Origin of the sequence: Streptomyces sp. NPDC050546, assembly GCF_044457425.1 — a bacterium.
In the GTDB taxonomy this organism is placed as follows: domain Bacteria; phylum Actinomycetota; class Actinomycetes; order Streptomycetales; family Streptomycetaceae; genus Streptomyces.
In genome coordinates this window covers 76504-102404 of the sequence record NZ_JBITGX010000022.1, presented here as the reverse complement: position 1 = coordinate 102404, position 25901 = coordinate 76504, and the positions used below count along the sequence as shown (strand labels likewise).

The following is a 25901-nucleotide window of genomic DNA, read 5'->3' as shown; positions in this document are numbered from 1 at the left end:
CACACCGTAGTGCAATCCGCTGCACTGTGTAATGCAAAATATTGGATGGAATGTGTCGGACCTCGAGCTGCTGACCCAGTCCCTGGCGCGCAGCGTCAAGCACTGGCGCGCGGTGCGCGGCTTCACCCTGGACGTGCTCGCCGCCCGGGCGGGCGTCAGCCGCGGCATGCTCATCCAGATCGAGCAGGCCCGCACCAACCCCAGCCTCGGCACCGTCGTCAAGATCGGCGACGCGCTCGGCATCAGCATCACCACCCTGCTCGACTACGAGAAGGGCCCGAACGTCCACATCGTCCCCGCCGAGCAGACCGTACGGCTGTGGCACACCGAGGCCGGCAGCTACAACCGGCTGCTCGCGGGCACCGAGGCGCCCGGCCCGCTGGAGATGTGGGACTGGCGGCTCATGCCGGGCGAGAGCAGCCCCTCGGACCCGCACCCCGCCGGCACGACCGAACTGCTGCATGTCACGGCCGGGGAGCTGACGCTCACCGCCGACGGTGTCGAGTACCGCGTGCCCGCGGGCTCGAGTGTCCACTTCGAGGCCAACGTCCCGCACGTGTACGGCAACACCGGCGAGGTGCCGATGCAGATGATCATGGCTGTCTCGGTGCCGCCCGTGTCCTGAGACGCCCGGCGGGAGGCGGTCCGCTGTTGTTAGCGTGCGGCCATGCGCGCACCCATCGGACACTTCGACGACGCCCGTCCGGCCCCCGCCTGCCTGGACGAACTCACCCGCCCCGTCGCCGACGCCGTACGTCACTGGCCGGGCAGTGTCCCCGCCGACCAGATCGTCTACGTCGACACCGACCCGGAGTGGGCCGACACCGCCGTCTTCGTGGAGCACTACGGACGGGACCTGCTGGAACGGTCCGCGAACTGCGTGGTGGTGGCGGGCAAGCGCGCCGGCGAGACCACACTCGCCGCGTGCGTCGTACTGTCCACCACCCGGGTCGACGTGAACGGCGTCGTGCGCCGTCAACTGGGCGCCCGCAAGGCCTCGTTCGCCGGTATGGACACGGCGACCGGCGAGTCCGGCATGGAGTACGGCGGCATCACCCCGCTCGGACTGCCGGACGGCTGGCCCGTGCTGGTGGACGCGGCCGTCGTCGACCTGCCGTACGTGCTGGTCGGCAGCGGCCGGCGGCGCGGCAAACTGCTGGTCCCGGGCAAGGCGTTCGCGGAACTGCCGGGGGCCGTGGTGCTGGAGGGGCTCGGGGTCTCCTGAGCTACGCCGGCGTGTGGTGGGCCAGTACGAGATGCGGGTCGGCCTCGCCCGGGACCGGTGCCGGGTCGGCGTGGACCAGGGCGGCGGTGAGGCGGGGCACGGCGTGCAGCAGCGCGTGCTCGGCGTCGACGGCGATGCGGTGGGCCTCGCGGACCGTCACGGTGCCGTCCACCACGACCGCGACCTCGGCGCGCAGCCGGTGCCCGATCCAGCGCAGCCGCAGTTCGCCCACCGCGCGCACCCCGGGGACCTCGGTCAGGGCGGCTTCGGCCCGGTCCACCAGGGCCGAGTCGACCGCGTCCATCACCCGCCGGAACACCTCCCGTGCCGCGTCCCGCAGCACCAGCGCGATCGCCGCCGTGATCGCCAGCCCCACGATCGGGTCCGCCAGTTGCCAGCCCAGGGCCGAGCCGCCGGCGCCCAGCAGCACGGCCAGTGAGGTGAAGCCGTCGGTGCGGGCGTGCAGCCCGTCGGCGACCAGCGCGGCCGAGCCGATCGCGCGGCCGACGCGGATGCGGTAGCGGGCCACCCACTCGTTGCCCGCGAACCCGACGAGGGCCGCCACGGCGACCGCCGGGACGTGCTGGACCGGGCGCGGGTCGAGGAGGCGGTCGATCGCGGTCCATCCCGCGAAGGCGGCGGACGCGGCGATCGTCAGCACGATCACGAGCCCCGCCAGGTCCTCGGCCCGCCCGTAGCCGTAGGTGAACCGGCGGGTGGCCGCGCGGCGGCCCAGCACGAAGGCGATCCCGAGCGGTACCGCGGTCAGGGCGTCCGCGGTGTTGTGCACGGTGTCCCCGAGCAGCGCCACCGAGCCGGAGACGGCCACCACGAGCGCCTGGGCCAGAGCTGTCACGCCCAGCACGGCGAGCGAGACCCACAGCGCCCGCATCCCCCGGGCCGAGGACTCCAGGGCGGAGTCGACCTTGTCGGCCGTCTCGTGGGAATGCGGGGTGAGGAGGTGGGCCAGGCGGTGGCGAATGCCGTGCCTGTGTCCGTGGCCGTGCGGGTGGGTGTGCTGGTGCCGGTCGCTCACGTGCGTCCCCTTCCGGTGCGCGGGAGTGGACGTGCACACGCCCACAGGGTCATTATGTGCGTATGAGCGCACGCATGCACCTGTCACCTGCGCACGGTGCGCACCCGCGCAGCCCCGGCGAGGAACAGTTCGCGCTCGCCGCCGAACTCCTCGCCCTTCTGGGCGACCGCACCAGGCTCGCCCTGCTGCACGCACTGACCAGGGAAGAGGCCGACGTCACGACCCTCACCGAGGCGTGCGGGGCGGCCCGGCCCGCCGTCAGTCAGCACCTGGCGCGGTTGCGTCTCGCGGGCCTGGTGGACACCCGCAAAGAAGGCCGCCGCGTGATCTACTCACTCCGCGACGGCCATCTGCGCCGGCTCGTGGACGAGGCACTGAACGTGGCCGACCACCGCCTCAGCGACCGCCCCCCGCACGACTGAGTCAGTACCGCGCGGCCGTCCCCAGATACTGCTCGGCGAAGGCCGCGGCCGCCACGGGCGAGGTGAACAGGCGGCGCAGCCGGGCGAGCGTGGTGCCCGCGCGGAACGGGTCGCCCGACGCCGTGCCGTGGTACACCTCGGACAGCCACTGCGAGAACTCCTGGTAGTCCCACACGCGCCGCAGGCACGCCTGCGCATAGCCGGCCAGACCGCTGTCGTCACCCGTGGTCAGGCGCGCCACCAGGGCGTCACCGAGCAGGAAGGCGTCGTGCAGGGCGAGGTTCATGCCCTTGGCCGCGATGGGGGCGACCAGATGCGCCGCGTCGCCCGCGAGATGGAGCCGACCGTGCACCATCGGCTCGACCACGTAGTCGTGCATGTCCAGCACGCGCTTCTCGATCAGCCGCCCCTCCGTCAGCGGCGGCACACCGGCGGCCCCGAGCCGCTGCCGCAGCTCCGCCCAGACGCGCTCGTGCGGCCAGTTCTCCGGGTCGTCCCCAGGCGGGCACTGGAGGTAGTAGCGGGTCACCTCCGGGCTGCGGGGCATCTGGCCCGCGAAGCCGTTCTCGTGACAGCCGAACAGCACACAGTCGGCGGACGGCGGGGCCTCGGCGAGCAGCGCCAGCCAGCCGATGCCGTAGTCGTGCCGTGCGACCCGGACCCGCTCCGGGGGCAGCGCGGCCCGCGTCACTCCGCGCGCCCCGTCGCAGCCGGCGACGAAATCGCAGTGCACGACCCGCTGTTCACCCGTCTCCGGGCAGGTGTACGACACGGACGGCCGGTCGGTGTCCAGGTCGCGCAGCTCCACGTCCCGGACTCCGAAGCGGATCTCACCGCCCCGCACATCGGCGTACTCGCGCACCAGGTCCGTCACCAGCAACGGCTGCGGGTAGACGAAGTGATGACTGCCCGTCATCTCGCCGTAGTGGAACCGGTACCGCTCCCCGTCGAAGCGGAACTCGCACGCGGTGTGCAGCTCCGCGCGGTCCAGCAGGTTCCGGGCGAGGCCCCGCTTCTCCAGGCCGCGTACGGCCCACTCCTCGATGACCCCGGCCCGGGGCCGCTGTTCGATGAACTCCCGGGTCTCGGTCTCCAGCACCAGGCAGTCCACATCGGCGGCCCGCAGGATGTTGCCGACGGTCAGCCCGGCGGGACCGGCGCCCACGACGACGACCGGGAAACGTCCGGGGGAGCCTGTGTCCGCGGGCGGGGAGGCGTGGGTCATGCGCTCATTATGGAGGGGGCGCGACGGTCGTGACCCTTACCCGACCCGCGGGATCTCGATCGCCGGGCAGCGGTCCATCACCATCTCCAGACCGGCGGCCCGGGTGCGGTCGTACGCCGCCTCGTCGACGACACCGAGCTGGAACCACACCGCCCCCGCGCCCTTCGCGACCGCCTCGTCCGCGACCGCTCCGGCGAGGTCGCTGTTCACGAACACGTCCACGACGTCCACGTCGAAGGGGATGTCCGCCAGACTCGCGTACCCCTGCTCGCCGTGCACGGTCTCCGCCTTGGGGTGCACGGGCACGACGCGCTTGCCGTACCGCTGGAGCACGGCGGCGACGCCGTACGCCGCGCGCTGCCGGTTCGACGACAGGCCCACCACGGCCCAGGTGTCGCCGAGCTCGGTGAGGATCCTGCGGACCGTTGCGTCGTCGCCGTACACCGGCGGCCTCCTCGTCAGTCGTGGAAAAGCTGCTGTCCGGGCAACGAGGCAGGGTGCGCTGTGATTCCCCCGAACCCTCCGTGATAGCTTGCCGAGGCCAGTCGAACCCATGTACGTGGGTCAGGGAATCCGGTGCGAATCCGGAACTGACGCGCAGCGGTGAGGGGGACGGGCGGGGCCGCGGCCACTGTACGGCTGGACGTCGTACGGGAAGGCGCCCCGCACCGGGTGAACCCGAGTCCGAAGACCTGCTGGCGGCCCCCGCGGCCGGCCGGCGGTGGGGGAGCACCGTACGACCGGGCTCCGCGATCGGGCCCTCGACGTCTGAGGACTGGTTTCCTTGCCCCTCGCCCGACCCGCCCGTGCCGCCGTCCTGCTCGCGGCCTGCTCCCTGCTCATGACCGGCTGCGGGGACTCGAAGCCCACCGCCACGAAGGCCGCCGTCACGCTCGACAACTGCGGCCGGAAGGTCCGGGTCGACAAGGCGCCCAAGCACGCCGTCTCCCTCAACCAGGGCACCACCGAGATCCTGCTCTCCCTCGGCCTCGCCGACCGGATAGCCGGCACGGCCACCTGGACCGACCCCGTGATGAAGGGGCTGGAGAAGGCCAACGCCAAGGTGCCGCGCATCGCCGAGAACAACCCCTCCTTCGAACGGGTCCTGGACTCCGAGCCCGATTTCGTCGCCGCGTCCTTCGTCTCCACCCTCGGCAAGGGCGGCGTCGCCACCCGCGACCAGTTCGAGAAGCTCGGCGTGCCCACCTACGTCTCCCCGTCCGACTGCGCCGGCAAGGACAACTCGGGCGGCGGCGACGGCAAGCGCGACAAGCCGCTGGACATCGACGCCGTCTACGGCGAGGTGCGGGACCTCGCCACCGTGTTCGGAGTCAAGGACCGCGGTGACAAGCTCGTGGCCTCCCTCCAGCAGCGGATGAAGAAGGCCACGCGGGGCGTCGACGCCTCCGACGTCTCCCTGATGTACTGGTTCGCCAACTCCGAGTCGCCCTACCTGGCGGGCTGCTGCGGAGCGCCCGGCATCATGACCCGCGCCCTCGGCGCCAAGAACGTCTTCGACGACACGCACGAGGAATGGCCGCAGGTCAACTGGGAGACGGTCGCCGACCGCAACCCCGACGTCCTGGTCATCGGCGATCTGACCCGCGACTCGGAGACCGCCGAGTCGGCGAAGCGCAAGATCGCCTTCCTGGAGTCCAACCCGGCCACCAAGAACATGGACGCCGTCAAGAACAAGCGGTACGTGCTGCTCAGCGGGCAGGCCATGAACCCGACCATCCGCACGGTCGAGGGCGTGGAGAAGGTCGCGGCCGGACTGCGTGAGTTCGGGCTCGTGAAGTGACCCTCCGCGGACCGGCGCTCGGTGTCGCGGGCGCCCTGCTGCTGATGGTCTCCGTGGCCCTGGCGATCACCATCGGACCGGCCGACATCCGGGTCGGGGACGTCTGGTCCGTCGTCGCCTCCCACCTCGGGATCGGCAGCTCCGACCTGACGCCGATCCGGGACGGCATCGTCTGGCAGCTGCGGCTGCCGCGCACCCTGCTCGCGGCCGTCTGCGGGGCCGGCCTCGCCGTGTGCGGAGCGGTGATGCAGTCGCTGCTGCGCAACCCGCTGGCCGACCCGTTCGTGCTCGGGGTGTCCTCGGGCGCCTCCACCGGCGCGGTCGTCATCGTCGTGCTGGGCGTGGGTGGCGGTGTCGTCTCGGTGTCCGCGGGCGCGTTCCTCGGAGCCCTGGTTTCCTTCGCGCTGGTCCTGCTGCTCAGCCACACCCTCGGCGACACCACCGACCGGGTCGTCCTCGCGGGCGTCGCCGCCATGCAGCTCTTCTCCGCGCTGACCTCGTTCGTCGTACTGACCGCCGCCGACGCCGAGACGACCCGGGGCGTGCTGTTCTGGCTCCTGGGCTCGCTCGGCGGCGCCGGCTGGACCGATGTGTGGCTGTGCTTCGCCGTCCTGGCCGTGGCGCTGGTGGTGTGCCTGTCGTACGCCCGTACCCTCGACGCCTTCGCCTTCGGGCAGGACGCGGCGGCCGCGCTCGGGGTGTCCGTGGCCCGCACCCGCCTGGTGCTGCTGTGTGTCACGGCCCTGCTCACGGCCGCGCTGGTCAGCTCGGCCGGGGCGATCGGCTTCGTCGGGCTGGTCCTGCCGCACGCCGCCCGGGCCCTGGCCGGACCCGGGCACGCCCGGCTGCTGCCGGTCACCGCCCTCGCCGGCGCGGTGTTCCTGGTCTGGGTCGACACCCTGGCCCGTACGGTCCTGGATCCGCAGGAGGTGCCGGTGGGGGTCGTGACCTCGCTGATCGGGGTGCCGGCGTTCGTGGCGGTGCTCTACCGGACGCGGAGGGTGCGATGACCGGGACACACGTCAGTGAGACGGAAAAGCCGGTGCGGGCTGCCGGGCTCCGGGCGGACCGGGTCAGCCGCCGTACCGACGGGCGCCTCATCCTCGACGGCGTCGTCCTCGCGCCCGAACCCGGCACCACCGTCGGCGTCCTCGGCCCCAACGGCTCCGGCAAGTCCACGCTGCTGCGGCTGCTGGCCGGGCTGCTCACACCGACCGCCGGAGTCGTCACCCTCGACGGCACCCCGCTGGGCGACCTGCCCCGCCGTACCGTCGCCCGCCGCCTCGCCACGGTCGAGCAACAGGCCGACACCCAGGTCGAGCTGACGGTGCTGGACGTCGTACGGCTGGGCCGGATCCCGCACCGCCGGGCCTGGACACCCGCCTCGGCGGACGACGAGCGGGCGATCCACGCCGCCCTGGAGCGCACCGGCCTCGCCGCCCGGGCCGGCCAGCCCTGGCACACCCTCTCGGGCGGCGAACGCCAGCGGGTGCAGATCGCCCGCGCGCTCGCGCAGGAACCCCGGGAACTCCTCCTGGACGAACCCACCAACCACCTCGACATCCACCATCAGCTGGACCTGCTCGCCCTGGTCACGGGTCTGCCGGTCACCACCGTCGTCGCGCTGCACGACCTCAACCTCGCGGCGATGTACTGCGACCGGGTCGTCGTCCTGCGCGGGGGGACGGTCGTGGCGGGCGGTGCTCCGGGGGACGTCCTCACGGAGGAGCTCATCGCGGAGGTGTACGGGGTGCGGGCCGCCGTCAGCCGTGAGGGGCCCGAACAGCGGCCTCATGTGCGCTTCCTGGGCACGCTGGCCTGAGGCCCGCCGGCCCGCGTGGCGGGCACGCCATTGGTGGGGCGATTCCCGCCACGGTGGCCGGAAATCGCCAAACATGCCTGCGTGTGCCCGCCCGCACGCCTACGCTCGCCTCGTGCTGCGCATCATCGACGCCCGTACCGGCGAGCCGGTCGACGCCGCCCCGGCCCGCCGGGGCCTGACCCGTGTCGAGGTGCACGCGCCCGGCTTCGACACGACGAACCTCCGGGTGCTGCTCGTCGCGGACCTGCTCGTCCGGGCCCTGGAACTCGGCGGCACCCCGGTGTGGGCGCTGCTGACCGGAGGACGACGACAGGCCGAGCTGCGGTCGCAGGCCACCGCCCTCGGCATCCGGCCGTTCGAGGACAGCCCCGACGTGAGTGCCGGGCTGGGCGAGGCCCAGGTCATCCATGTGGCCGTCGAGGGCGGGGCGGCGACCGGCGGTGTACGGATCGAGGTCGCCCCCGCGCACATAGACGGTGCCCCCGCGCACCCCGGGAACCCGGGCACACCGGACGGCACCGGCATCGACCCCGGTGTCCTGCGCCTCGCCCTCCTCGCCCGGCACCACAGCGCCCCGGCCCTGCTGGAGGCGGCGGCGTTCGACGAGGCCCGGGGCACCCTCGCCCGGTGGCGCGGTGCGGTCGCGCGCTGGGCCCGGCGGCCCTCGCGGCCCGTCCCCGACGAGGTGCGCGGGCGGCTGCGTGACGCCTGGGAGGACGACCTGGACGTGCCCCGGGTCCTGGACGTCCTGCGCCATGTCGAGAACGAGCCGGAGCTGCCCGACGGCGCGCGCTTCGAGACGTACGCGTACGCCGACCGGCTCCTCGGCCTCGACCTCACCCGCGAGCTGGGATTCCCGTCATGATCGAGCGCGCCGGAGCCGGCCCACTGCGCCGCCTGGTCGTCCTGCGGCACGCCAAGTCCGCCTGGCCCGTGGACGTCGCCGACCATGAACGCCCCCTCGCCCCGCGCGGCCGCCGGGACGCCCCCGCCGCCGGGCGCGCCCTGGCCGAGGCCGACTGCCTGCCGGACCTCGCGCTGTGCTCCACCGCCGTACGCGCGCGCCGGACCTGGGAGCTGGCCGCCGGCCAGTGGGGCACGCCCCCGCCGGTCCGCCACGACCGGCGGCTGTACGCCGCCGGCCCCTCCGGCCTGCTCGCCGTCGCGCACGAGGTGCCACCCGAGGTCGAGACGCTGCTGCTGATCGGGCACAACCCCGGCCTGGAGGAACTGGTCCTGGCGCTCGCCGCCGACGGCCTCGACGACACCCTGGAGCGGGTCCGTACGAAGTTCCCCACCTCGGCGGTCGCCGTCCTGTCCTGGCGCGGCATGACCTGGCGGTCCCTCACCCCCGGCACCGCGCTGCTCACGTCCGTGATCGTGCCCCGGGGCCGGAAGGAGAAGTAGCCGCGGACCGGTCCGGGCCGCTGCCGGGCGCCCGCATAGGCTGGACGGATGCAGGACGAATACCGCACGGTCGCCCGCTCGGGCGTGCACGAGACCGAGGTCAACCGTTCCCGCTTCCTGTGCGCCCTCGCCCCGGCGGCCACCGAGCAGGAGGCCCAGGAATTCATCGCCACGGTCCGCAAGGAGCACGCCGCCGCCAGCCACAACTGCTGGGCCTACGTCATCGGCGCCGACGCCTCGGTCCAGAAGGCGAGCGACGACGGCGAACCCGGCGGCACCGCCGGCGTCCCCATGCTGCAGATGCTGATGCGCCGTGACATGCGGTACGTCGTCGCCGTCGTCACCCGCTACTACGGCGGCGTCAAGCTCGGCGCCGGCGGCCTCATCCGGGCGTACGGCGGAGCGGTCGGCGAGGCCCTGGACACCCTCGGCTCGCGTACCCGCCGCAGGTTCCGCCTGGCCACCGTCACCGTCGACCACCTGCGGGCGGGCAAACTGGAGAACGACCTGCGCACCACCGGCCGCGAGGTGCGGGACGTGCGCTACGGCGAGGCGGTCACGATCGAACTGGCCCTCCCGGACGCCGATGTGGACGCCTTCCGGGCGTGGCTCGCCGACACGACCGCCGGGACGGCCGGGTTCGAACCGGGCGGGGAGGCGTACGGCGACGCCTGACGCGCGGTCGGCCGCCGCCCGGCGGCCGAGCGACGGCGCGCGGAGCACTGCCGGGGCCGTGGCGCGCGGGGACGTTCTCTACTGCCTTGGCCGGGCCGGTGAAGGGGCGGTTTCGGTGTACGGGGGGCTGCGGGCGGAGGTTGTCGGTCCGTGTGGCGGATGTCGCTGCCGCTGCCGCTGCCGCCCGAGGCCGGCCCGGCGGCCGAGCGACGGCCCGCGGAGCACTGCCGGGGCCGTCGCACGCGGGGACCTGCTCCGCCGCCTCGGCCGGGCCGTCTGCCGCGGGTGGAGGCTACCGGTCCGTGCGGCGGACGCGGCCGGCGTCGCTGTCGCTGCGGTGCGCGTCGGCGCCCGCGAGCTCGTCCGGGTGCACGGCGGGGCGATCGTCCCGGGCGCGGACATCCTCGGCATCCGCTCCCGCCGCCTGTGCGCCGGCGGGGACGCGGCCCAGCCGCACGGCGAGCAGTGCGGTGCCGACCGCGAGTGCCGCGAGGACGTACGCGGTGAGGTCGAAGGCCTCCGCGAAGTCGGCCATGCCGGTGTTCGGACCCGGCGCTTGTGGATTGGTACCCAGGAAGCCGCGGTACAGGGCCCCGATGACCGCTACACCGAAGGCCATTCCCGCCTGGGTGACGGTGTTCAGCACACCCGATCCGGCGCCGGCGTCATCCGGGTGGACCCGGGACAGGACGGTGTCCACCAGGGGCGCGACGACCAGGCCCTGCCCGAATCCGGAGACGCCCATCACCGCGGCGAGCCCGATCGCCTGGCTGGTGCCGTCCAGGCCCGTGACGGCGGGCACGGCCGCGAGCGAGACCGCCATGACGAGCCCGCCCGCCACCGACACCCCGATGCCGAACCGGGCGGCGAGCCTGCGGCAGGCCGCCGAGGCGGCGATGAAGCCGAGGCCGAGCGGCACGAAGACCATGCTCGCGGCCAGCGGCGTCAGCCGGAGGCCCGACTGGAGGTGGTAGGTGAGGACCAGGAACAGCCCGGCGTTGCCGGAGAAGAACAGCAGCACGGTGCCCATGCTCAGCGGGAAGCCCTTGGCCCGCAGCAGCCGGCTCGGCAGCAGCGGGTCGTTGCCCCGGTCCTCCGTCCGGCGCTCCCAGCGAAGGAAGGCCACGGCACCGGCCGCGCTGAGCGCGAAGCAGCCGTACGTCCACCAGGGCCAGCCGTGCTCACCGCCGAGGATCAGCGGGATGAGCACGAGCGGCAGCAGCACGGCGGTGAAGACGGCGCCGGCGATGTCGAGTCGCGGCAGGTCGGCGCTGCGGCTCTCGGTGACGGCGGGTACGGCCGCGCACAGGATCGCCGCGCCGATCGGCACGTTGATCAGGAAGATCATGCGCCAGCCCAGACCGGCCACGTCGAGGTCGAGCAGCAGGCCGCCGCCGACGAGGCCGGCGATGACGCCCGCGCCGATGGAGGCACCGTAGGCCCCGACAGCCCGGGCCCGGTCGCGCTCGTACACGAAGACGGCCCGGATGAGGGAGAGCACCTGCGGAGTCATCACGGCGGCCGACAGGCCCTGCAGGACCCGGGCCGCGATCAGCGTGGCCGGGCTGGGCGCGAGCGCGCACAGCAGGGAGGTCAGGGTGAAGGCGGCCACCCCGTACTGGAAGGCGCGCTTGCGGCCGATCCGGTCGCCGAGCCGGCCGCCGGTTACCATGCCCGCTGCGTAGGCGATCACGTAACCGTCGATGACGAACTGGAGTTGGCCGAACCCAGCGTTCAGGTCCGCCTGGATCCCCGGAGCCGCGACGTTCACGATGAACATGTCGATCTGGCTCATGAACATCGCGAGCAGGACCACGGTGAGTCCCGCCCAGTCCCGCCCGGTGGCCCGGGGAGGGCCGGTCGCGGTGGCGGCCCCGGCCTCCGCCCCGGCCTTCGGGCTCGCTTTCCGTGTCTCTGTGCGCATATCACCACTCGGTTTCGACGGTGCGCCGAAGCGCGCATGTTTAGTGCTAAATTCAGATCTAAATATAGCAGGTCAGTGTGGAGGGTGAGCTCATGAGGGCATCAGAGGAAAGCGATCGCAGGCCGGCGGGAGACGATCCGGCGGACGCCATCGCGGCCGCCTGGAGCCGCGAGCGGCCCCAGACTCCGGTGGGCTCCATCGGTGTGGTCACGAGGATCTGGCAGCTCGCCAAGCACTTCGGCGACGACCGCCGACGGGTGCTCGCCGAGGCGGGGGTCGACCCGGCCACTCTGGACCTGCTCAGCGTGCTGCGCCGCGGCGGGCCGCCCTACACCCTGAGCACCCGGGACCTCGCGGCGCACTCCCTGGTCACCGCGGGGGCCATCTCGCAGCGGGTCGCGCGCGCCGAGCGCGACGAACTGGTCACCCGCCGCCCCGCCCCCGGCCGCAGCCGCGCGGTCCTGGTCGAACTGACCCCGGCCGGACACGAGCTGGTGGAGCGCACCGTGGACCGGGTGCTCGCCCGCGAGGCACAGCTCCTGGAACGCCTGGGCCCGCAGCGGCGCGAAGCACTCGCCGAGCTGCTGCGCGAGCTGCTCGACGACGTGCAGGACGAACTGGATGTGCGGGGGGTCTCCCACGTGGGGCACGAGGGCCTGGAAGGCTGAGCCCCGGCGTCCCCGGCCGGGAACATCGCCCTGTTCCCGGCCGGGGACGGCTCAGTAGCCGTAGGCGCTCGGCGCGTTCTGGCCGCCGTCCACCGGGATGTTCGCGCCGTTGACGGCCCGTGCCCGGTCCGACAGCAGGAAGGCGATCACCTCGGCCACGTCCCGCGGATCGACCAGACGGCCGCCGGGGAACTCCTTCTCGAACGCCCGGTAGGCCCGGGGATCCTCGTCCCGGAGCCTGGCCCAGCCCTTGCCCTCGATCAGCATCGAGCCGGGCGACACGGAGTTGACCCGGACCCCTCGCGGCCCCAGCTCACGGGCGAGGGAGGCGGCCATGTGGATCTGCGCGGCCTTGGCCGCCGCGTACTGCGCGGGCGGGGCGGGCTTCCAGCCGGAGACGGAGGAGACCAGCACGGCACTGCCCCCGGTCCCGGCCAGCTGGTCGGCCGCCTCGCGCAGGGCGATCGCCGGATGGGTGACGTTCAGTCGGCACGTCAGGTCCCAGTCGGACGCCTCCGTTTCGCGCAGGTCCGCGCCGCGCGCCCCGCCCGCGACGGTCACGAGGCCGTCCACCCGGCCGAGCCGGGCGGCCGACTCCCGTACGAACGCGGTGAGGGCGGACTCGTCGAGCACGTCCAGCCGCTCCGTGCGGAGCGTGCGCCCGTGCCGGGCACGCACCTCCTCGGCCACGTCCTTCAACGAGGCGGCGTCGCGGCCGCACACGGCGAGATCGCACCCCTGCGCGGCGAGCCGGAGCGTGGTCTCCCGCCCGAGCCCCCGGCTGCCGCCGGTCACGATCACCGCCCTTCCGGAGGCCCCGGGACGGCCCACCCCCTGTGTGCCGCCCAGACCGTCCGTGTCGTCCACGCCGTTCACGCTCCTCTCTCCCGTGCTGTCGGCCCCCGTCCGTGTCGCCCGCTCGCCGCCCGGGCGCCCGGGCGGCCCCGCGGCAGTGGTCAGCCCGTCCTCGCCGGGTCCCGCACGATGTACGCCGAGAGGATCTCGTCGATACGGTCCAGCACAGCCTGCTCCAGGCGCACACCGGAAGCCGCGGCGTTCTCCTTGACCTGCTCGGGACGGCTCGCGCCGATGATGGCCGCCGAGACGGAGGGGTTGTTCAGGACCCAGGCGACGGCGAGCTGGCTCATCGTCAGCCCGAGGTCGGAGGCGACCGGCCCCAGCTCCTGGACGGCCCGCAGCGCCCCCTCGTCGTTCATCCAGTGGCCGACCAGCATGTCGACGAAGCCCTTGCCGGCCTCGGCGTCGGCCCGGGAACCCGCGGGTGCCGCGGCGCCGGGCAGGTACTTGCCGCTCAGGATGCCCTGGGCCAGCGGCGACCAGACGACCTGGCCGAGTCCCTCCCGCTCGCACGCGGGCACGACCTGTGACTCGATGACCCGCCACAGCATGGAGTACTGCGGCTGGCTGGCCACCAGCGGGACGCGCAGTTCCCTGGCGAGGCCGGCGGCGCGGCTGATCTGCTCGGCGGTCCACTCGCTCACCCCGATGTAGAGGACCTTGCCGGAGCGGACCAGGTCCGCGAAGGCGAGCATGGTCTCCTCGAGCGGAACGGCCGGGTCGTAGCGGTGCGCGTAGTAGAGGTCCACGTAGTCGGTGCCCAGCCGGCGCAGCGACCCCTTGCAGCCCTCGACGACGTGCTTGCGGGACAGGCCGCGGTCGTTGGGTCCCGGCCCCACCGGGTGGCACACCTTGGTGGCGAGCACGAGGCCCTCGCGCCGCTGACCGGCGAGCGCCTTGCCGAGCACGGTCTCGGCCCGGGTCTCGGAATACACGTCGGCCGTGTCGAACGTGGTGATGCCCGCGTCGAGCGCGGCGCGCACACAGGCGTGCGCGGCCTCCTCGTCGATCTGGGCACCGTGGGTGATCCAGTTGCCGTAGGCGATCTCGCTGATCACGAGGCCGCTGTGGCCGAGCCGGCGGAACTCCATGTGCTGTCCCCTTCTCTTCTTCTTCTCTTCTTCGGTCTCTCGTTCTTCTCTCGGATCGGGATGCCGCCGAGAGGCCCGGCGGAGCGCGGGCGCGCGCGGTGGCGCGCCGCCTCACAGCAGTGCCGCCGTACGGGTCACCACCTCACCGGCCTGGTGCGGACTCAGCCGCGGATCGCAGGCCGACTCGTAGCGGGGCAGGGGAGTGGCCGAGGCCAGCTCCGCCGCCGTGTCGACGCACTCGGTGACAGGGCCGTGGGCCGTCTCCAGCATCAGACCGGCCGGACGCAGGCCGTGCGCGTGCAGCGCCGACACGAAGCCCTCGATCTCCGCCACGACGTCTCCGACCACGCGGCTCTTCTGCCCGGCACCGTTGACCCGGGTGTTGCCGTGCATCGGGTCGCAGATCCAGGCCACGCCGGCGGCCTCGTCGCCGAGCGCCCCCAGCAGGGAGGTCAGTTTCGGGACGATGTCGTCCCGGCCCATGCGCACGATCAGGGAGAGCCTGCCGGGACGGCGTGGATCGCCGAGCATCCGCACCAGCGTGCGGACGTCCTCGAGCGAGGCCTCGGGACCGATCTTGACCCCGACCGGGTTGCTGATCGACGCCGCGAACTGCACGTGCTGGTGGTCGGGCTGACGCGTCCGGTCGCCGACCCACAGGAAGTGGCCCGAGGAGCCGTAGCGCCCTCCGTCCGCGTCGGGGCGCACCAGGGCCTGCTCGTACTCCAGCAGCAGCGCCTCGTGGCCCGCGTAGGTGCGCTGCGACGCCGTCCGCCCGGCCAGGCCCATGTCCCGTTCGAGCAAGGTGCTCAGGGTGGTGCCGGCGTTGCGGTGGGCCAGCAGCAGACGGGACGGGAGCGCGGTGCGCGCCGCCTGGCTGGGCTCGGGGGCGTTGACGGCGTCGCCGCGGTACACGGGCAGCACGGTGCCGTCGGGCAGGGTCTCGGTCGGGCTGGAGCGCGGCTTGGCGTACTGCCCGGCGATCCGCCCCATCCGGACGGCGGGAAGACCGCTGGCGTCGGTGAACTCGTCGGCCAGCCGGTGCAGTTCGTCCGTCTTGGCGAGGACGGTCTCGGGGTTGGCGTCCGAGAACCGCTCGGCGCACTCTCCGGCCTGCAGCACGAAGGCCTCGCCGCGGGCGGCCCGCCCGAGTTCGGCGGTGAGGTCGGCGCAGGCGGTGGCGTCCACCAGGGGAGGCTTGGCCTCCAGGGAGAGCAGGACGTCCTTGAGTTCGTCGAGCGAGGCCCATTCGGGCTGCTGAAGGGCACGGGCCGGCAGCAGCAGGCGCGTGGCGGTCATGGTTCCTCCATGGAAGTGGGCGTCACGCCGCCGCGGTGCGAGGGGCGTCCGCGGCGGTGGCGTCGGGGTCGGGGTCGGTGACGGCGAGCGGCAGGAATCGGGCCCGGGCCCGCCCGGCCGCCCGGGTGATCTCCGGCGCGAGCGGACGGTCCCGGTCCAGGGGCGGGAACTCCTCCCGCAGCTCCCGCCACAGCCGCCCCTCCTCCCGGTCCTGGTGCCCCGTCAGATGGGCGAGCTGGTTGACGGCGAGGAGCAGCGAGCCGAGGATCCACCAGGCCCGTTCGGTCATCTGGGCCAGGGCGTTGGCGCTGTTGAGGGCGAGCGGGACCTGGTCCTGGTTGTGCAGATTGGTCGGTACGGCAGTGAAGGACGCCGGATGGCCCAGCTGGCGCAGCCGGCTCAGATGGGAACTCGCGGCGATCTGCACTCCGGCGAAGCCGCTCCCGGCGCCGGGCCGTGGCGTCAGCAGCGGCGGCAGACTGCCGTTGGCGGCCGGGTCCAGCACCAGGGCGAGCTGCCGCTCCAGCAGGTAGGCCACCTGGTGGACACAGCCGGCGTGCGTCTCGGAGACGAACGCCACGGGCGCGGCGTGGAAGTTGCCGCCGTGCAGCAGGGTGCCGTCGACGAGCACGGGGTTGTCGCTGCACCCCTCGGCCTCGTCGGCCAGGACCGAGCCCTGGAGGTCCAGTTGGTCCAGGACGGCGCCCAGGACCTGTGGGGCGCACCGCAGCGAATAGCGCTCCTGGAGCGGCCGGTCCGGGCCGGGGGCCGTGCCGGTCCCGGCGCCCGATGCGATGCGTTCGGCCCGGATCCACGCGGCGGCCGTGCGCTGCCCGGGCTGGTTGCGCACGCGCTGCAGAGCGTCCTCGTAGGGTTCGCCCGAGGCGCTGAGCAGCGCCGCCGTACGGCCGGTGACCACCGCGGCGGCCCGGGTGAGCGCGCTGATCTCCCGGTGGGTGTGCAGGGCGCGGGCCAGGCAGGCGCTGCTGCCGTTGACGAAGGCGAGCGCGGACCGGGCCTCCCACACGACGGGCGGCAGGCCCAGGGCGGCCAGTGCGGCCGGCGCGTCCTCGCGCCGCCACTCGCCCCCGGGGCCCCGGCACCATGCCTGGCCGGCGCCGTCCGCGGCGAACGCCAGCGCGGCGTGGGCGAGCGGTACCAGGTCGCCGCTCGCGCTCAGGCTGCCCTCGCTCGGCACCACGGGGACGAACCCCGCGTTCAACAGGCCGGCGAGGCGCTGCCATGTCTCCGGCGCGACGGCGGAGTGCCCCAGGGCCATGCCGCGCAGCCGCAGCCAGACCATGGTGCGGGTCACCTCGGGCGGCAGCGGATCCCCCTGCCCGGTGGCCAGGTGGGAGATGAGGCCCGCCCCCTGTCGGGCCGGGTCCGGGTCGGCGGGATGGTCCACCAGCGGTCCAAAACCGTGGGTGACCCCGTAGACGTGCCGGGACCCATCGAGGCCTGCCAGGGTGCGGCGGGCCGCCGCCATACGGGCCTGTTCGGCGGCTGTCGCCTCCAGCGGGGCGGTCGTGCGGTCCAGCAGGTCGCGCACCAGGGTGTCGGGCGACCGTTCGGCGTCGGATGGGCGGGACAGGGACATGACTGCCTTCCGTCGTCCTGGTGGGGGCGGATGTGGGGCCCGCCGCCTCAGCTCGGCCGGAAGCCGAGCGGGCCGACCGCCTCCTCCAGCAGCGCGGCCAGCCGGATCAGCAGCGGTTCGTGGTCGCGGCGGGCGATGAGCTGGACGCACAGCGGCGCTCCGCGCTCGTCCCGGGCGACCGGCAGGGTGAGCGCGGGCAGCCCGGCGAAGCTGGCCAGTGGTGTGTAGGCCACCCGCAGGTCGTAGTCGGGGTCCTGAGGGGCCGGGATGGTCGAGACCCGGGCGTCGGCGGCGGCCAGGTCCGGCGGTGCGGCCGGGTCCAGCGGCAGCAGCCAGGCGTCGACGCCCGCGTCGTCGAAGCCGGCCTCGACCGTGGCGCGGGTGTGCGCCAGGCGCTCCAGGATCCAGGCGTAGCGGTCGTCCTGGACCTTCGCGCCCACCTCGAGCGCGCCTCGGGTGGTCTCGTGCAGGTCGGCGGGCACCCACGGCCGCCACACCTGGTAGGCGTCCCAGGCCTGCCGCGCACACAGCTCCCAGGCGGGTCCGCGCAGCGCCCACAGGTCGTCGACCCGCACCGGACCGAGCCGCTGACCGCTCGCCTCCAGCCGTTCGCAGGCCGTCTCCAGCGCCCCGCGCATGGCGGGACCGCAGGCGCCCTCGGGCCCTTCGGCGTTCGCGACGACACCGATCCGGTACGGGCCCTCGCCTGCCGGGCGCTGCGTGCCGAGCCGGTCGAGCCCGAGGAGCGGCCACAGGTACGCCAGGTCCGCCGCGCTGCGGGTGACCCAGCCGAGCGCGTCCATCGGTGGGGAGAGCGGGAAGACCCCCTCCAGCAGGGAGACGCGCTGCGTCATCCGCAGTCCCACCGTCGCGCACTGCCCGGCGGGCCAGCGCACCGAGCCCAGCACGTCCGTGCCGAGACCGAGGTCGCAGATGCCGGCGGCCACCGACACGGCGGTACCGGTGCTGGAACCACCCGGGTCGATGTGCGGAACGTAGGGGTTGACGCACTCCGACCCCACCCCGATGTTGAGTTCGGTGGTGACGACCTTGGCGGTCACGGCCGCGAGTCCGGGCGGCAGGGCGGCGATCGCGGGGGTCGAGACCCGGGCGTGGTGCCGGTGGCCGCGCAGGCCCAGCCGGGTGGGGAGGCCGGCCACGTCCACGGTGTCCTTGACCCCCACGCGCACGGGTGCCGCGTCCGTGCCGAGCGGGGCGCGCTGGACGGTCGCCCGGTAGCGGGCGTCGGCCCGGTCGGACCAGTCGGCCTCCGCGGTGCGCCACTCCTCGGCGGTCAGCGTGCCCCGGGAGCGGGCCGCCACCCGCTCCGGCAGCGGGAGCGCCATCGGCGTGCCGGGCCGCGGCGCCTCGGGGGGTGAGTTCCAGTGCGCCCGGTGGGCGTAGGCGGTGATGGCGTCCTGCGGTGTGGGGGCGTCAGACATGCTCGGCCTCCTGGGCGGGGCGTGCGGTGGCGGTGAGCTCGGCGGTGAGGACCTTGCCGGTGGCGCTGCGGGGGATACGGGGCACGCGATGCACGGCCCGTGGGGCGGGCAGCCCCGAGGGAAGCCGGCCCAGCCGCCGGCGCAGGGCCGCCGGGTCGACCGGTCCGGGTCCGGCGTAGAACACCTCGTAGTGCTCTCCCCGGACCGGGTCGCTGACGGGCGCGCAGACGAGGTCCAGGCCGGGGCAGCGGTCGCGCGCCAACTCCTCCACGCGGGTCAGGTCGCAGCGCACCCCGTTCACCTTGACCAGCCGCGACGCCCGCCCCACATGGTGGAAGGTGCGCGGCGTCACCGGCGCGACGAGATCGGGCAACTCCCAGTCGTCCGGGGGCGTTTCGGCGCCTGTACGGCGGGCCATCCGGGGACCGGCGACCCTCAGGCGCTGGACCCTTCCGTCGCCGTCCGCGATCCCGCCGGGCAGCACCTCCACGTCGGGCAGCAGGCGCCAGGGCAGGCCTCCCGTGTGTTCGCCGGCGACGGGGCGGTGGGCGACGGCTCCGGTCTCGGTGGAGCCGAGCAGCTCGTGCGCCCGGAAGCCGGTGTCCGAAAGGCGTTCGGCGACCTGGTGGGCCGCCGGTGTGGCCGGGCCGGTGCTGTGCAGGGCCGTCACCCGGCCGTGCCGTGCCAGGGCCGCCGTGTGCCGGGAGAGCAGCTGCCAGGTGGAGGGCAGACAGACCAGCAGCGTGGGAACGCCGTCGTCGAGCGGGGGCACGGTGAGAGGCTCGTCCCACAGCCCGGACACCGGGACGTCCTCGAGCCGGGGCAGTTCGTGCCCGTAGAGCCTGCCGTAGAGGTGGCCGGGAGGCGCGTACGACACGATGCGGCCGAACCGGGCGGAACCCAGCACCACGTCGTGCACCAGTGCCGCCTCGGCCTGTAACTGGGCCTCCGTGCGCAGCCAGGTCACGGGCGGGCCGGTGCTGCCGGAGGTGGCGAAGGCGATGTCCGGCACGGTCAGCTCCCGAGCCCGAGGGCCGCCGTGTCCTCCAGGCGCTCGTGGGTGAAGCGCACCATCCGCTCCACGCTGGAGAACCAGAACCGGACGTCGTCGGCGACGAAGTCCACCTCGATGCCGAACTCGCTCTCGATGGCGGAGATGCACTCTATGGCGGTGAGGCTGTCGTAGCGCTCACCGAGCGCCGACTGGAGTTCGGCGTCGGAGGCGACGTCGGTGAAGGCGTCGCCGATGCGGGTGGCCAGGACGGTCCGGGTCCGGTCGTGGATCTCTTCGGGGGAGGGGAGGGTCGTGGTCATGGTCGTACTCCTTGCTGGTGGCGCATGGGGAAAATCGAGCAGTGGGACTGGGGGGGGAGCCCGTGGGGTCAGACCGCGGCGGCCGGCGCGGGCCCCACGGGGGTGCCGTCGGCCCGGCACAGTCCCTCGCCGGCGCCGAGGTAGACATCGGAGGGCGAGGTGGGCCGGAACTCCAGGTAGCAGAAGGGAGTTCGGGCATCGGCACCGAGCGCCTCGGTGACGCACCGGGCGAGCCCGTCGCGGAAGGCGTCGTCACGGTCGGGGCCCACACAGCACGTCACCGACGCGTGGCGCGGGCCGGGGGCGTCGGTGTCCCCGTCGTACGGCAGGGCCTCGACCGGCATGCCGCCGGAGAAGACCGTGCTCTCCTCGGTGGGTTCAAAACGCACGACGACGTGACCGGCCCGGACGCCCTGGGCGGTGAGCCAGCGGGTGAGGCGCAGCGCGACGGCGCGACGGCGGGGTACGGGGAGTTCGGGGGTACGGATGGTGATCGTGGGCACGAGTTCTCCCGTTCGGCGGTTCAGGACAGGGCGAGGGCCGGCAGCGCGCCGGGGTTCGCGGCCAGGCGTCGGGCCAGCAGGGTGCCGAGACAGTCGGCGAGCGGCCCTCCGCCGCCGGGGGCCAGTGGGCTCCACGCGGTGCCGTCGGCGCCGCGCACCCGGTCGGTGAACGCGCGGAGGTGCCCGGTGTCGAGGGCGATCCCGGCCCGGTCGGCCGCCAGCACCGCCTCGTAGGTGGACAGCAGGTCGGGGACCCGGTTGCCCTCGCCCGCGTAGCCGCCGCCCCGTACGCGATGGCGGGCGAGCAGGACGCCGACGGCCTCGCGGGCCTCGGCGGGCGGGGCGATGCCGGGGCCGAGGAGCAGCCGGACGCGCTGGGCCTGCAGGGCCGGGCGCAGGCCCGGGTCGGCGCCCGGCACGTTGCCGTGCGCGAACGGCTCCCCGTCGTGGGTACGGCAGGAGTCGACGAAGGCGAGGACGCCCGTCAGGTCGAGGCCGAGCCCGTCCGGTCCGCCGAGCAGCGCCGCCGTCTCCACGGCGGCGGCCGTGGACACCAGGTCGGATCCGCGCCCCTCCCAGTAGCCGAACCCGCCGTCGGCGTTCTGGAGACCGGCCAGCCAGTCGGCGATCCGGTGCCGGGCCGCCCGGTCCTCGGCGAACGCTCCGGCCGCGAGGGCCCACAGGGTGCAGCGCACCTCACTGCCCCGGCCCGGCATGTACATCACACCGCCCTCGTTGGGCAGTTGGCAGCCCTCAAGCCAGCGCACCTCGTCCGGGCGCGGGGACGCGGGGCCGGCCGAGAGCACGGCGGCGGCCGTGGACAGGGCGTCGGCCGCGGCCGGGGGCTCCCGGTAGGTGTAGCCGCCCCCGGCGACGCCCAGTTCGGCGATGCGGGCGGTGACGGCGTCGGCGACGGGGGCGAGCGGCGCGCCGAGCGCCTTGAGCGTGCCCACGGCGCAGAAGGAGGCCCACACGTCCTCGACGTCGTACCCCTCCCAGCGGACGAAGGCGCCGGAGGGACCGCGGCGGCGCATGACCCACTCCTGGCAGCCGTCGGGATCGCGCGGAGCCCGGCCGAGCGCCGCGAGCGCGCCCACGGCCCGGTACGTGGCCCACAGGCAGGGCACTTCGGCGGCGGGAGCGAACCGGAAGCCGCCCTCGTCGCCCTGGCGGGCGCGCAGCCAGGCGGTGAGCGCCTCCTCGTCCCAGGGCGGCGCTCCCCGGGCCCCGTTGTCCGTGGCGGCCCGCCAGGCCATCACCCCGTAGTAGCAGGCCCGTACGTCGGCCTTGCCGCGCCGGGCGTCCTCGGGGGACCAGCTCAGCCCGCCCCCGGCGCACTGGAGCCGGCTCAGCCAGTCCAGCAGCCGGGCGCGGTCGGGCACCGGGCCGCCGCACAGCTCGACGGCCGTGCGGGCGGAGAAGTGGGTGGCCCACACGTCCGGGGCCTGCCCCGGGAGCATCGCGTAGGCGTCGCCGGACCAGGTGCGTTCCAGCCAGCGTGCGGTGGCCTCGGTGCCGGGCACCGGGCGGCCCATGTCGCGCAGCGCCTGGGTGCAGTAGAAGGTGGCCCAGGCGTCGGAGAGCATGCCCCGGCTCCAGGCGTAACCGCCGTCAGCGTTGCGCCGGCCGGTCAGGTAGGCGGCCGTGCCGTCCGGGTCGGTGATCGTGTCCGTGCGGTCCAGCCAGCCCAGCGTCCGCACGGCCGCGTAGGTGCACCACAGGTCGGGTTCGCCCCCGGACACACCCCGGCCCTGCGGCGCGCGGGGGGAGGTCGTCGTCGCGGTGGCGGTCATCGCGCGACCTCCACTTCCCGGATGTTGGACCGCTTCCAGCTCTTCTGCGAGGCGCCGCTCTTGGTGTTCGCGGGCAGGGAGTTGACGAAGACCACACCGTCCCAGCGCAGCCCCAGCAACTCCTCGGACCGGGCCTGGACGCGCCGGCACTCCTCGGGCTCGCCGTCCCGCCCGGCGCCGATGCCGCGCTCCAGGAGCAGCCGCGCGTAGGTGCCCTCGCTGTCCACCTCCAGCAGGTAGCCGGTGGCGTCGGTGACGCCGTAGACGACCTCCTCGACGGCACGGACGGACAGCGGTGTGCCGCGTACCCGCAGGCCGTCGCTCGAGCGGCCGTGGACGGTGATCCCGGGCGCCGCGTTGCCGCACGGGCAGTCCGTCGCCACGGACACCTCGTCGCCGGTGTCGAGCCGCAGCAGCGGCCTGGCGTGTGCGTTGAGCGGGGTGACGACGAGCCGTCCCCGTTCGTGCCCGCCCCGGTCGTGCAGCGGGACGACGCCCTCGGGCGTGGCGAGCTCGAAGTAGGTGGCGGCCGGCAGCAGGTGCTGGCGGCCCCGCGCGCAGGCGGCGGCCAGCGTGCCGGTCTCCGTGCTGCCGTAACTGGCGTCGTGGACATCGGCGTTCCACCACCGGCCCAGCCGGGAGCGGAAGGGCGCGGTGTTGACCTCTCCGAGCAGCATCAGCCGCTTGACCGAGGAGCCGAGCTCGTCCAGCTGCCCGCGCTGCGCCAGCAGCCGGGTGAACTGGAGGGCCACGCCGGGGGCGACGAACACCGTGGTGGGCCGGTAGGTCCGCCACATCGACTCCAGCCGGTCCCAGTCGGTGATGCCGGTGGCGAACGGATAGGCCCGGATGTGCGCGTGGTCGAGGTACTCGCAGACCCCGGCGACCAGATCCGCCACCGGCACGATGTCGGACGGCAGCAGGATCACCACGCGCTCGTCGGAGCCGAGCAGCGGGCGCCATGCCTCGGCCACCGAGACGGTGTTCCAGATGGTGTCCTCGGCCCGGCGCGGGGTGGGCGTCGGCTGCCCCGTGGTGCCGGTGGTCTCGTAGTACTTCGAGGCCTCGGTCGGCGAGACGGCCGCGAAGTCCAGGGGCCGCGCCTTGAGTGACTCACGCGGCGTCACGGGCAGGTCCCGGAATCGATCGAGGGAGAACTCCCCGATATCGCCGCTGTCCTCACCTGCGCCGTAAGACCTTGTTCCGCGCGCGCGTTGCCAAGCTGCGGAGATCTTTTCCGTGTAGAAGTCCTCGGCCGGGATGCGGCCTTGATTCTCCCTTATCTCGGCCTGTGCCTCACGAAGTATTGTCTGGCGTTTGTCGGTGTGCAGGATCACACGAACCTCGCTCAATTCATCGCTTGTTGCCTGCGCACAGCCAGGAAGCAGGAAGGGCTGTACGCGCCCGTGACGTCGGTCTCGACGGGCCGCCCTGCGAGGGTCGGGAAGCCACAGCTCAGGGCGTGGCGCAGGGGTCAGGAGCCCGACCCACAGCGAACGTATAGCACTAAAGGTGAGCCGTGCAACCGCCTCCGGGAGCCTCAACTCGCCATCCCCGACCGAAAATCGACGGCCCCGCTGAAGCGGCAATGGGGCTACTACTCGGTACGTTGCCCGAGTTGGTTTTCCGGCCTAGTCTCGATGAGCGCCGATGTGAAACCGGCATCGTTTTGAAGACGCGGTTAATCGAACCCGAACAGTGGGTTTCGCGCCCTGTTGGAGCGCTTACCGCACGCCGTTTTACCCGGCAGTCCGCAACCCTCATCCGAATCCGGTTGGAGCTTTCTCATGTGCGGAATCGCAGGCTGGGCCGACGCAGGACTCGACCTCACGGGGGAGGTGGACGGTGTCGAACGTATGGTGCGGACCATGGCCTGCCGAGGGCCGGACGCCGCCGGAGTCCACTTCGGCCCGCACGCGGTCCTCGGGCATCGCCGGCTGGCGATCATCGACCTGGACGGCGGCAAGCAGCCCATGGTGGCGCCCGCGGATCCGGACCGGCCCGCCGGGGACAGGCCGTCCGTGGTGCTCAGCTACAGCGGCGAGGTGTACAACTTCCGCGAACTCCGGGAGGAACTCCGCGGGTTCGGACACACCTTCCGCACCCGCTCGGACACCGAAGTGGTCCTGCACGCCTACCTCCAGTGGGGCCAGGACTTCGTCAGGCGTCTCAACGGCATGTTCGCCTTCGCGCTGTGGGACGAGCGCGACCGGCGCCTGCTCCTGGTGCGCGACCGTCTCGGCATCAAGCCCCTCTACGTCGCACGGCTCGGGGGCGGTGTGCTGTTCGGCTCCGAACCCAAGGCGGTCCTCGCCCACCCGCGCTTCCGTGCCCGGCTCGACAGCCAGGGACTCGCCGATCTCCTCGGCCTGATGAAGTCGCCGGGCGTCACCCCCTACCGGGACATCGAGGAAGTGCCCCCGGGCTGCTTCGCCGTCTACGACCGCGAGGGGCTGCGGACCGAGAGGTACTGGAGTCTGGGACGGCAGCCGCACGAGGGCGACCTCGGCACCGCGGCGGACACCGTGCGGGACCTGCTGGAGGACACCGTGTCCCGCCAGATGGTCACCGACGTACCGCTGTGCACCCTGCTCTCCGGCGGACTGGACTCCACCGTGCTCACCGCGCTGGCCGCCCGGGTGCAGGCCCGTGCCGGCGAACCGCCCGTGCGTTCCTTCGCGGTGGACTTCACCGGCAGCGAAGCCGACTTCCAAGCCAGCGACTTCCGGCCGGAGCGCGACTCCCCCTACGCCCTCGAAGCCGCACGGCACATCGGCACCGACCACCGGCTCATCGAGCTCTCCGCCGACGAACTCACCCGCGACGCCAACCGCGACGCGGTCCTGCGCGCCCATGACCTGCCGTACACCTTCGGCGATGTGGACACCTCGCTGCACCTGCTGTTCCGGGGGATACGCGAGCACTCCACCGTCGCCCTGTCCGGAGAGTCGGCCGACGAGGTCTTCGGCGGCTACGCGTGGTTCCACGATCCGGCCGTCGTCGAGGCGGCGGCGTTCCCCTGGCTCAGTCGTATGCAGCTGATCACACCCGGGCTGCTCTCCCCGGCCTTCCGGGCGGCCACCCGCTTCGAGCAGTACCGCGCGGACCGCTACCAGGAGGCCCTCGCGGAGGTCGAGCACCTGCCCGGCGACTCCCCGTCGGAGCGCCGCATGCGTGAGATCAGCCACCTCCACCTCACCCGCTGGCTGCCCGCGCTGCTCGACCGCAAGGACCGGCTCAGCATGGCCGCCGGTCTGGAGGTCCGCGTGCCCTTCTGCGACCACCGGCTCGTCGAGTACGTGCACAACACGCCCTGGGACCTCAAGACACCCGACGGCGACCCCAAGGGCCTCCTCAAGCGGGCCACCCGCGACATCGTGCCCAGGTCCGTGCTGGAGCGACGCAAGAGCCCCTACCCGACCACCGCCGACCAGCTCTACGAGAAGGACCTGCGGGCCCGGACCCAGGCGCTGCTCGCCGACCGTTCCTCGCCCGCCTTCGACATCGTCGACGCCGGCGAACTCGCCCGCATGCTCGAGCTTCCCCAGGGCCACTACGACACGCAGCTGCGCCGCAACGGACTGGAGACCGCCCTGTACCTCGACAGGTGGATGCGCGAGTACGACATCGCGCCGGAATGACGGCGCTACGGCACAGATGCGGATATGTCCGCTGAATCGCCGCCGATGGCAGGGGCGGACCGAGGTTCGTGGTGGATCAGATGCCCGCACGCGTTAGCGTGGTGGGTCTGACAGCGAGCCGTGCCGGTTCGCGCTGGTTGCGCAGTGGTGACAGG

Annotated in this window: 25 protein-coding genes and 1 riboswitch; of the genes, 11 read left to right on the top strand and 14 right to left on the bottom strand. The window is 73.5% G+C overall.

Features of this window, described 5'->3' with window-relative positions; all coding sequences use genetic code 11:
- Nucleotides 1–52 precede the first annotated feature (52 nt).
- Nucleotides 53–625: a helix-turn-helix domain-containing protein gene (locus ACIBK5_RS38380; protein ID WP_399027245.1), complete on the top strand. Its 573-nt coding sequence runs from the start codon at nt 53–55 to the stop codon at nt 623–625.
- A 42-nt stretch (nt 626–667) separates the two neighbouring features.
- Nucleotides 668–1225: a YbaK/EbsC family protein gene (locus ACIBK5_RS38375; protein ID WP_399027243.1), complete on the top strand. Its 558-nt coding sequence runs from the start codon at nt 668–670 to the stop codon at nt 1223–1225.
- Nucleotide 1226: 1 nt separating this feature from the next.
- On the opposite strand, the gene ACIBK5_RS38370 is transcribed toward ACIBK5_RS38375, so the two are convergent.
- Nucleotides 1227–2261, bottom strand: coding sequence for a cation diffusion facilitator family transporter (locus ACIBK5_RS38370; RefSeq protein ID WP_399027241.1), 1035 nt, complete (start codon nt 2259–2261; stop codon nt 1227–1229).
- Between the two features lie 62 nt (nt 2262–2323).
- On the opposite strand from ACIBK5_RS38370, the gene ACIBK5_RS38365 reads away from it, so the two are divergent.
- Nucleotides 2324–2683, top strand: coding sequence for an ArsR/SmtB family transcription factor (locus tag ACIBK5_RS38365; protein ID WP_399027239.1), 360 nt, complete (start codon nt 2324–2326; stop codon nt 2681–2683).
- Nucleotide 2684: 1 nt separating this feature from the next.
- Here ACIBK5_RS38365 and ACIBK5_RS38360 read toward each other — a convergent pair whose 3' ends face one another.
- Nucleotides 2685–3908: a 4-hydroxybenzoate 3-monooxygenase gene (locus ACIBK5_RS38360; RefSeq protein ID WP_399027237.1), complete on the bottom strand. Its 1224-nt coding sequence runs from the start codon at nt 3906–3908 to the stop codon at nt 2685–2687.
- Between the two features lie 36 nt (nt 3909–3944).
- Nucleotides 3945–4352, bottom strand: a complete 408-nt coding sequence (locus ACIBK5_RS38355) for a CoA-binding protein (RefSeq protein ID WP_399027235.1) — start codon at nt 4350–4352, stop codon at nt 3945–3947.
- 81 nt (nt 4353–4433) lie between these two features.
- Nucleotides 4434–4623: riboswitch (cobalamin riboswitch) on the top strand.
- A gap of 126 nt (nt 4624–4749) precedes the next feature.
- Between ACIBK5_RS38355 and ACIBK5_RS38350 the strand changes: the two genes are divergently transcribed.
- From ACIBK5_RS38350 to ACIBK5_RS38325, 6 genes are all read left to right on the top strand, one after another.
- Nucleotides 4750–5709 (top strand): ABC transporter substrate-binding protein, encoded by a 960-nt coding sequence (locus ACIBK5_RS38350; RefSeq protein WP_399027337.1) that lies wholly within the window; start codon nt 4750–4752, stop codon nt 5707–5709.
- Between the two features lie 44 nt (nt 5710–5753).
- Complete coding sequence (locus ACIBK5_RS38345) at nt 5754–6719, top strand: FecCD family ABC transporter permease (RefSeq protein ID WP_399027335.1); 966 nt, start codon at nt 5754–5756, stop codon at nt 6717–6719.
- Nucleotides 6716–7531 carry an ABC transporter ATP-binding protein gene (locus tag ACIBK5_RS38340; RefSeq protein ID WP_399027233.1) on the top strand — a complete coding sequence of 272 codons (816 nt, stop codon included), beginning with the start codon at nt 6716–6718 and terminating at the stop codon, nt 7529–7531. Before ACIBK5_RS38345 ends, ACIBK5_RS38340 begins: the two co-directional genes overlap by 4 nt.
- Nucleotides 7532–7604: 73 nt before the next feature.
- On the top strand, nt 7605–8396 hold the full coding sequence (locus ACIBK5_RS38335) for a hypothetical protein (RefSeq protein ID WP_399027231.1): 792 nt from the start codon (nt 7605–7607) through the stop codon (nt 8394–8396).
- Nucleotides 8393–8938, top strand: coding sequence for a SixA phosphatase family protein (locus tag ACIBK5_RS38330; protein ID WP_399027230.1), 546 nt, complete (start codon nt 8393–8395; stop codon nt 8936–8938). The genes ACIBK5_RS38335 and ACIBK5_RS38330 overlap by 4 nt, the downstream gene beginning before the upstream one ends.
- 48 nt (nt 8939–8986) lie before the next feature.
- Nucleotides 8987–9613, top strand: coding sequence for a YigZ family protein (locus tag ACIBK5_RS38325; protein WP_399027228.1), 627 nt, complete (start codon nt 8987–8989; stop codon nt 9611–9613).
- A gap of 292 nt (nt 9614–9905) precedes the next feature.
- Here the strand turns inward: ACIBK5_RS38325 and ACIBK5_RS38320 are convergent, their stop codons facing one another.
- Complete coding sequence (locus tag ACIBK5_RS38320) at nt 9906–11537, bottom strand: MFS transporter (RefSeq protein ID WP_399027227.1); 1632 nt, start codon at nt 11535–11537, stop codon at nt 9906–9908.
- 92 nt (nt 11538–11629) lie between these two features.
- Between ACIBK5_RS38320 and ACIBK5_RS38315 the strand changes: the two genes are divergently transcribed.
- Nucleotides 11630–12205 (top strand): MarR family winged helix-turn-helix transcriptional regulator, encoded by a 576-nt coding sequence (locus ACIBK5_RS38315; protein ID WP_399027226.1) that lies wholly within the window; start codon nt 11630–11632, stop codon nt 12203–12205.
- A 51-nt stretch (nt 12206–12256) separates the two neighbouring features.
- Here ACIBK5_RS38315 and ACIBK5_RS38310 read toward each other — a convergent pair whose 3' ends face one another.
- The 10 genes from ACIBK5_RS38310 to ACIBK5_RS38265 all read right to left on the bottom strand — a co-directional run bounded on the left by ACIBK5_RS38310 (nt 12257) and on the right by ACIBK5_RS38265 (nt 23232).
- The gene (locus ACIBK5_RS38310; RefSeq protein WP_399027224.1) at nt 12257–13072 is read right to left on the bottom strand and encodes an SDR family NAD(P)-dependent oxidoreductase; all 816 of its coding nucleotides are present in this window, start codon (nt 13070–13072) and stop codon (nt 12257–12259) included.
- Between the two features lie 89 nt (nt 13073–13161).
- The gene (locus tag ACIBK5_RS38305) at nt 13162–14154 is read right to left on the bottom strand and encodes an aldo/keto reductase family protein (protein WP_399027221.1); all 993 of its coding nucleotides are present in this window, start codon (nt 14152–14154) and stop codon (nt 13162–13164) included.
- Between the two features lie 111 nt (nt 14155–14265).
- Nucleotides 14266–15453 carry a 3-deoxy-7-phosphoheptulonate synthase gene (locus tag ACIBK5_RS38300; RefSeq protein WP_399027219.1) on the bottom strand — a complete coding sequence of 396 codons (1188 nt, stop codon included), beginning with the start codon at nt 15451–15453 and terminating at the stop codon, nt 14266–14268.
- Between the two features lie 22 nt (nt 15454–15475).
- Nucleotides 15476–17053 (bottom strand): aromatic amino acid lyase, encoded by a 1578-nt coding sequence (locus ACIBK5_RS38295; protein ID WP_399027217.1) that lies wholly within the window; start codon nt 17051–17053, stop codon nt 15476–15478.
- A gap of 47 nt (nt 17054–17100) precedes the next feature.
- Complete coding sequence (locus ACIBK5_RS38290) at nt 17101–18495, bottom strand: amidase family protein (RefSeq protein ID WP_399027215.1); 1395 nt, start codon at nt 18493–18495, stop codon at nt 17101–17103.
- On the bottom strand, nt 18488–19507 hold the full coding sequence (locus ACIBK5_RS38285; protein ID WP_399027213.1) for an acyl-CoA synthetase: 1020 nt from the start codon (nt 19505–19507) through the stop codon (nt 18488–18490). Before ACIBK5_RS38285 ends, ACIBK5_RS38290 begins: the two co-directional genes overlap by 8 nt.
- A 2-nt stretch (nt 19508–19509) precedes the next feature.
- Nucleotides 19510–19809 (bottom strand): acyl carrier protein, encoded by a 300-nt coding sequence (locus tag ACIBK5_RS38280; protein WP_399027211.1) that lies wholly within the window; start codon nt 19807–19809, stop codon nt 19510–19512.
- Nucleotides 19810–19877: 68 nt separating this feature from the next.
- Entirely contained in the window at nt 19878–20312 is a 435-nt protein-coding gene (locus tag ACIBK5_RS38275; protein WP_399027209.1) for a hypothetical protein, read from the bottom strand.
- A 20-nt stretch (nt 20313–20332) separates the two neighbouring features.
- Nucleotides 20333–22105, bottom strand: coding sequence for a prenyltransferase/squalene oxidase repeat-containing protein (locus ACIBK5_RS38270; protein ID WP_399027207.1), 1773 nt, complete (start codon nt 22103–22105; stop codon nt 20333–20335).
- Nucleotides 22102–23232 carry a phenylacetate--CoA ligase family protein gene (locus tag ACIBK5_RS38265; RefSeq protein WP_399027205.1) on the bottom strand — a complete coding sequence of 377 codons (1131 nt, stop codon included), beginning with the start codon at nt 23230–23232 and terminating at the stop codon, nt 22102–22104. The genes ACIBK5_RS38270 and ACIBK5_RS38265 overlap by 4 nt, the downstream gene beginning before the upstream one ends.
- Nucleotides 23233–23892: 660 nt before the next feature.
- Here ACIBK5_RS38265 and asnB point away from each other — a divergent pair.
- Nucleotides 23893–25746 carry an asparagine synthase (glutamine-hydrolyzing) gene (asnB, locus tag ACIBK5_RS38260; RefSeq protein ID WP_399027203.1) on the top strand — a complete coding sequence of 618 codons (1854 nt, stop codon included), beginning with the start codon at nt 23893–23895 and terminating at the stop codon, nt 25744–25746.
- Nucleotides 25747–25901: the final 155 nt, after the last annotated feature.

Bases quoted from the DNA above. Each gene is read 5' to 3' on its own strand.
- ACIBK5_RS38375 (WP_399027243.1), top strand. From the start codon at position 668: ATGCGCGCACCCATCGGACACTTCGACGACGCCCGTCCGGCCCCCGCC.
- ACIBK5_RS38365 (WP_399027239.1), top strand. From the start codon at position 2,324: ATGAGCGCACGCATGCACCTGTCACCTGCGCACGGTGCGCACCCGCGC.
- ACIBK5_RS38360 (WP_399027237.1), bottom strand. From the start codon at position 3,908: ATGACCCACGCCTCCCCGCCCGCGGACACAGGCTCCCCCGGACGTTTC.
- ACIBK5_RS38350 (WP_399027337.1), top strand. From the start codon at position 4,750: ATGACCGGCTGCGGGGACTCGAAGCCCACCGCCACGAAGGCCGCCGTC.
- ACIBK5_RS38345 (WP_399027335.1), top strand. From the start codon at position 5,754: ATGGTCTCCGTGGCCCTGGCGATCACCATCGGACCGGCCGACATCCGG.
- ACIBK5_RS38340 (WP_399027233.1), top strand. From the start codon at position 6,716: ATGACCGGGACACACGTCAGTGAGACGGAAAAGCCGGTGCGGGCTGCC.
- ACIBK5_RS38335 (WP_399027231.1), top strand. From the start codon at position 7,605: ATGCCTGCGTGTGCCCGCCCGCACGCCTACGCTCGCCTCGTGCTGCGC.
- ACIBK5_RS38330 (WP_399027230.1), top strand. From the start codon at position 8,393: ATGATCGAGCGCGCCGGAGCCGGCCCACTGCGCCGCCTGGTCGTCCTG.
- ACIBK5_RS38325 (WP_399027228.1), top strand. From the start codon at position 8,987: ATGCAGGACGAATACCGCACGGTCGCCCGCTCGGGCGTGCACGAGACC.
- ACIBK5_RS38320 (WP_399027227.1), bottom strand. From the start codon at position 11,537: ATGCGCACAGAGACACGGAAAGCGAGCCCGAAGGCCGGGGCGGAGGCC.
- ACIBK5_RS38315 (WP_399027226.1), top strand. From the start codon at position 11,630: ATGAGGGCATCAGAGGAAAGCGATCGCAGGCCGGCGGGAGACGATCCG.
- ACIBK5_RS38305 (WP_399027221.1), bottom strand. From the start codon at position 14,154: ATGGAGTTCCGCCGGCTCGGCCACAGCGGCCTCGTGATCAGCGAGATC.
- ACIBK5_RS38300 (WP_399027219.1), bottom strand. From the start codon at position 15,453: ATGACCGCCACGCGCCTGCTGCTGCCGGCCCGTGCCCTTCAGCAGCCC.
- ACIBK5_RS38295 (WP_399027217.1), bottom strand. From the start codon at position 17,053: ATGTCCCTGTCCCGCCCATCCGACGCCGAACGGTCGCCCGACACCCTG.
- ACIBK5_RS38290 (WP_399027215.1), bottom strand. From the start codon at position 18,495: ATGTCTGACGCCCCCACACCGCAGGACGCCATCACCGCCTACGCCCAC.
- ACIBK5_RS38280 (WP_399027211.1), bottom strand. From the start codon at position 19,809: ATGACCACGACCCTCCCCTCCCCCGAAGAGATCCACGACCGGACCCGG.
- ACIBK5_RS38270 (WP_399027207.1), bottom strand. From the start codon at position 22,105: ATGACCGCCACCGCGACGACGACCTCCCCCCGCGCGCCGCAGGGCCGG.
- asnB (WP_399027203.1), top strand. From the start codon at position 23,893: ATGTGCGGAATCGCAGGCTGGGCCGACGCAGGACTCGACCTCACGGGG.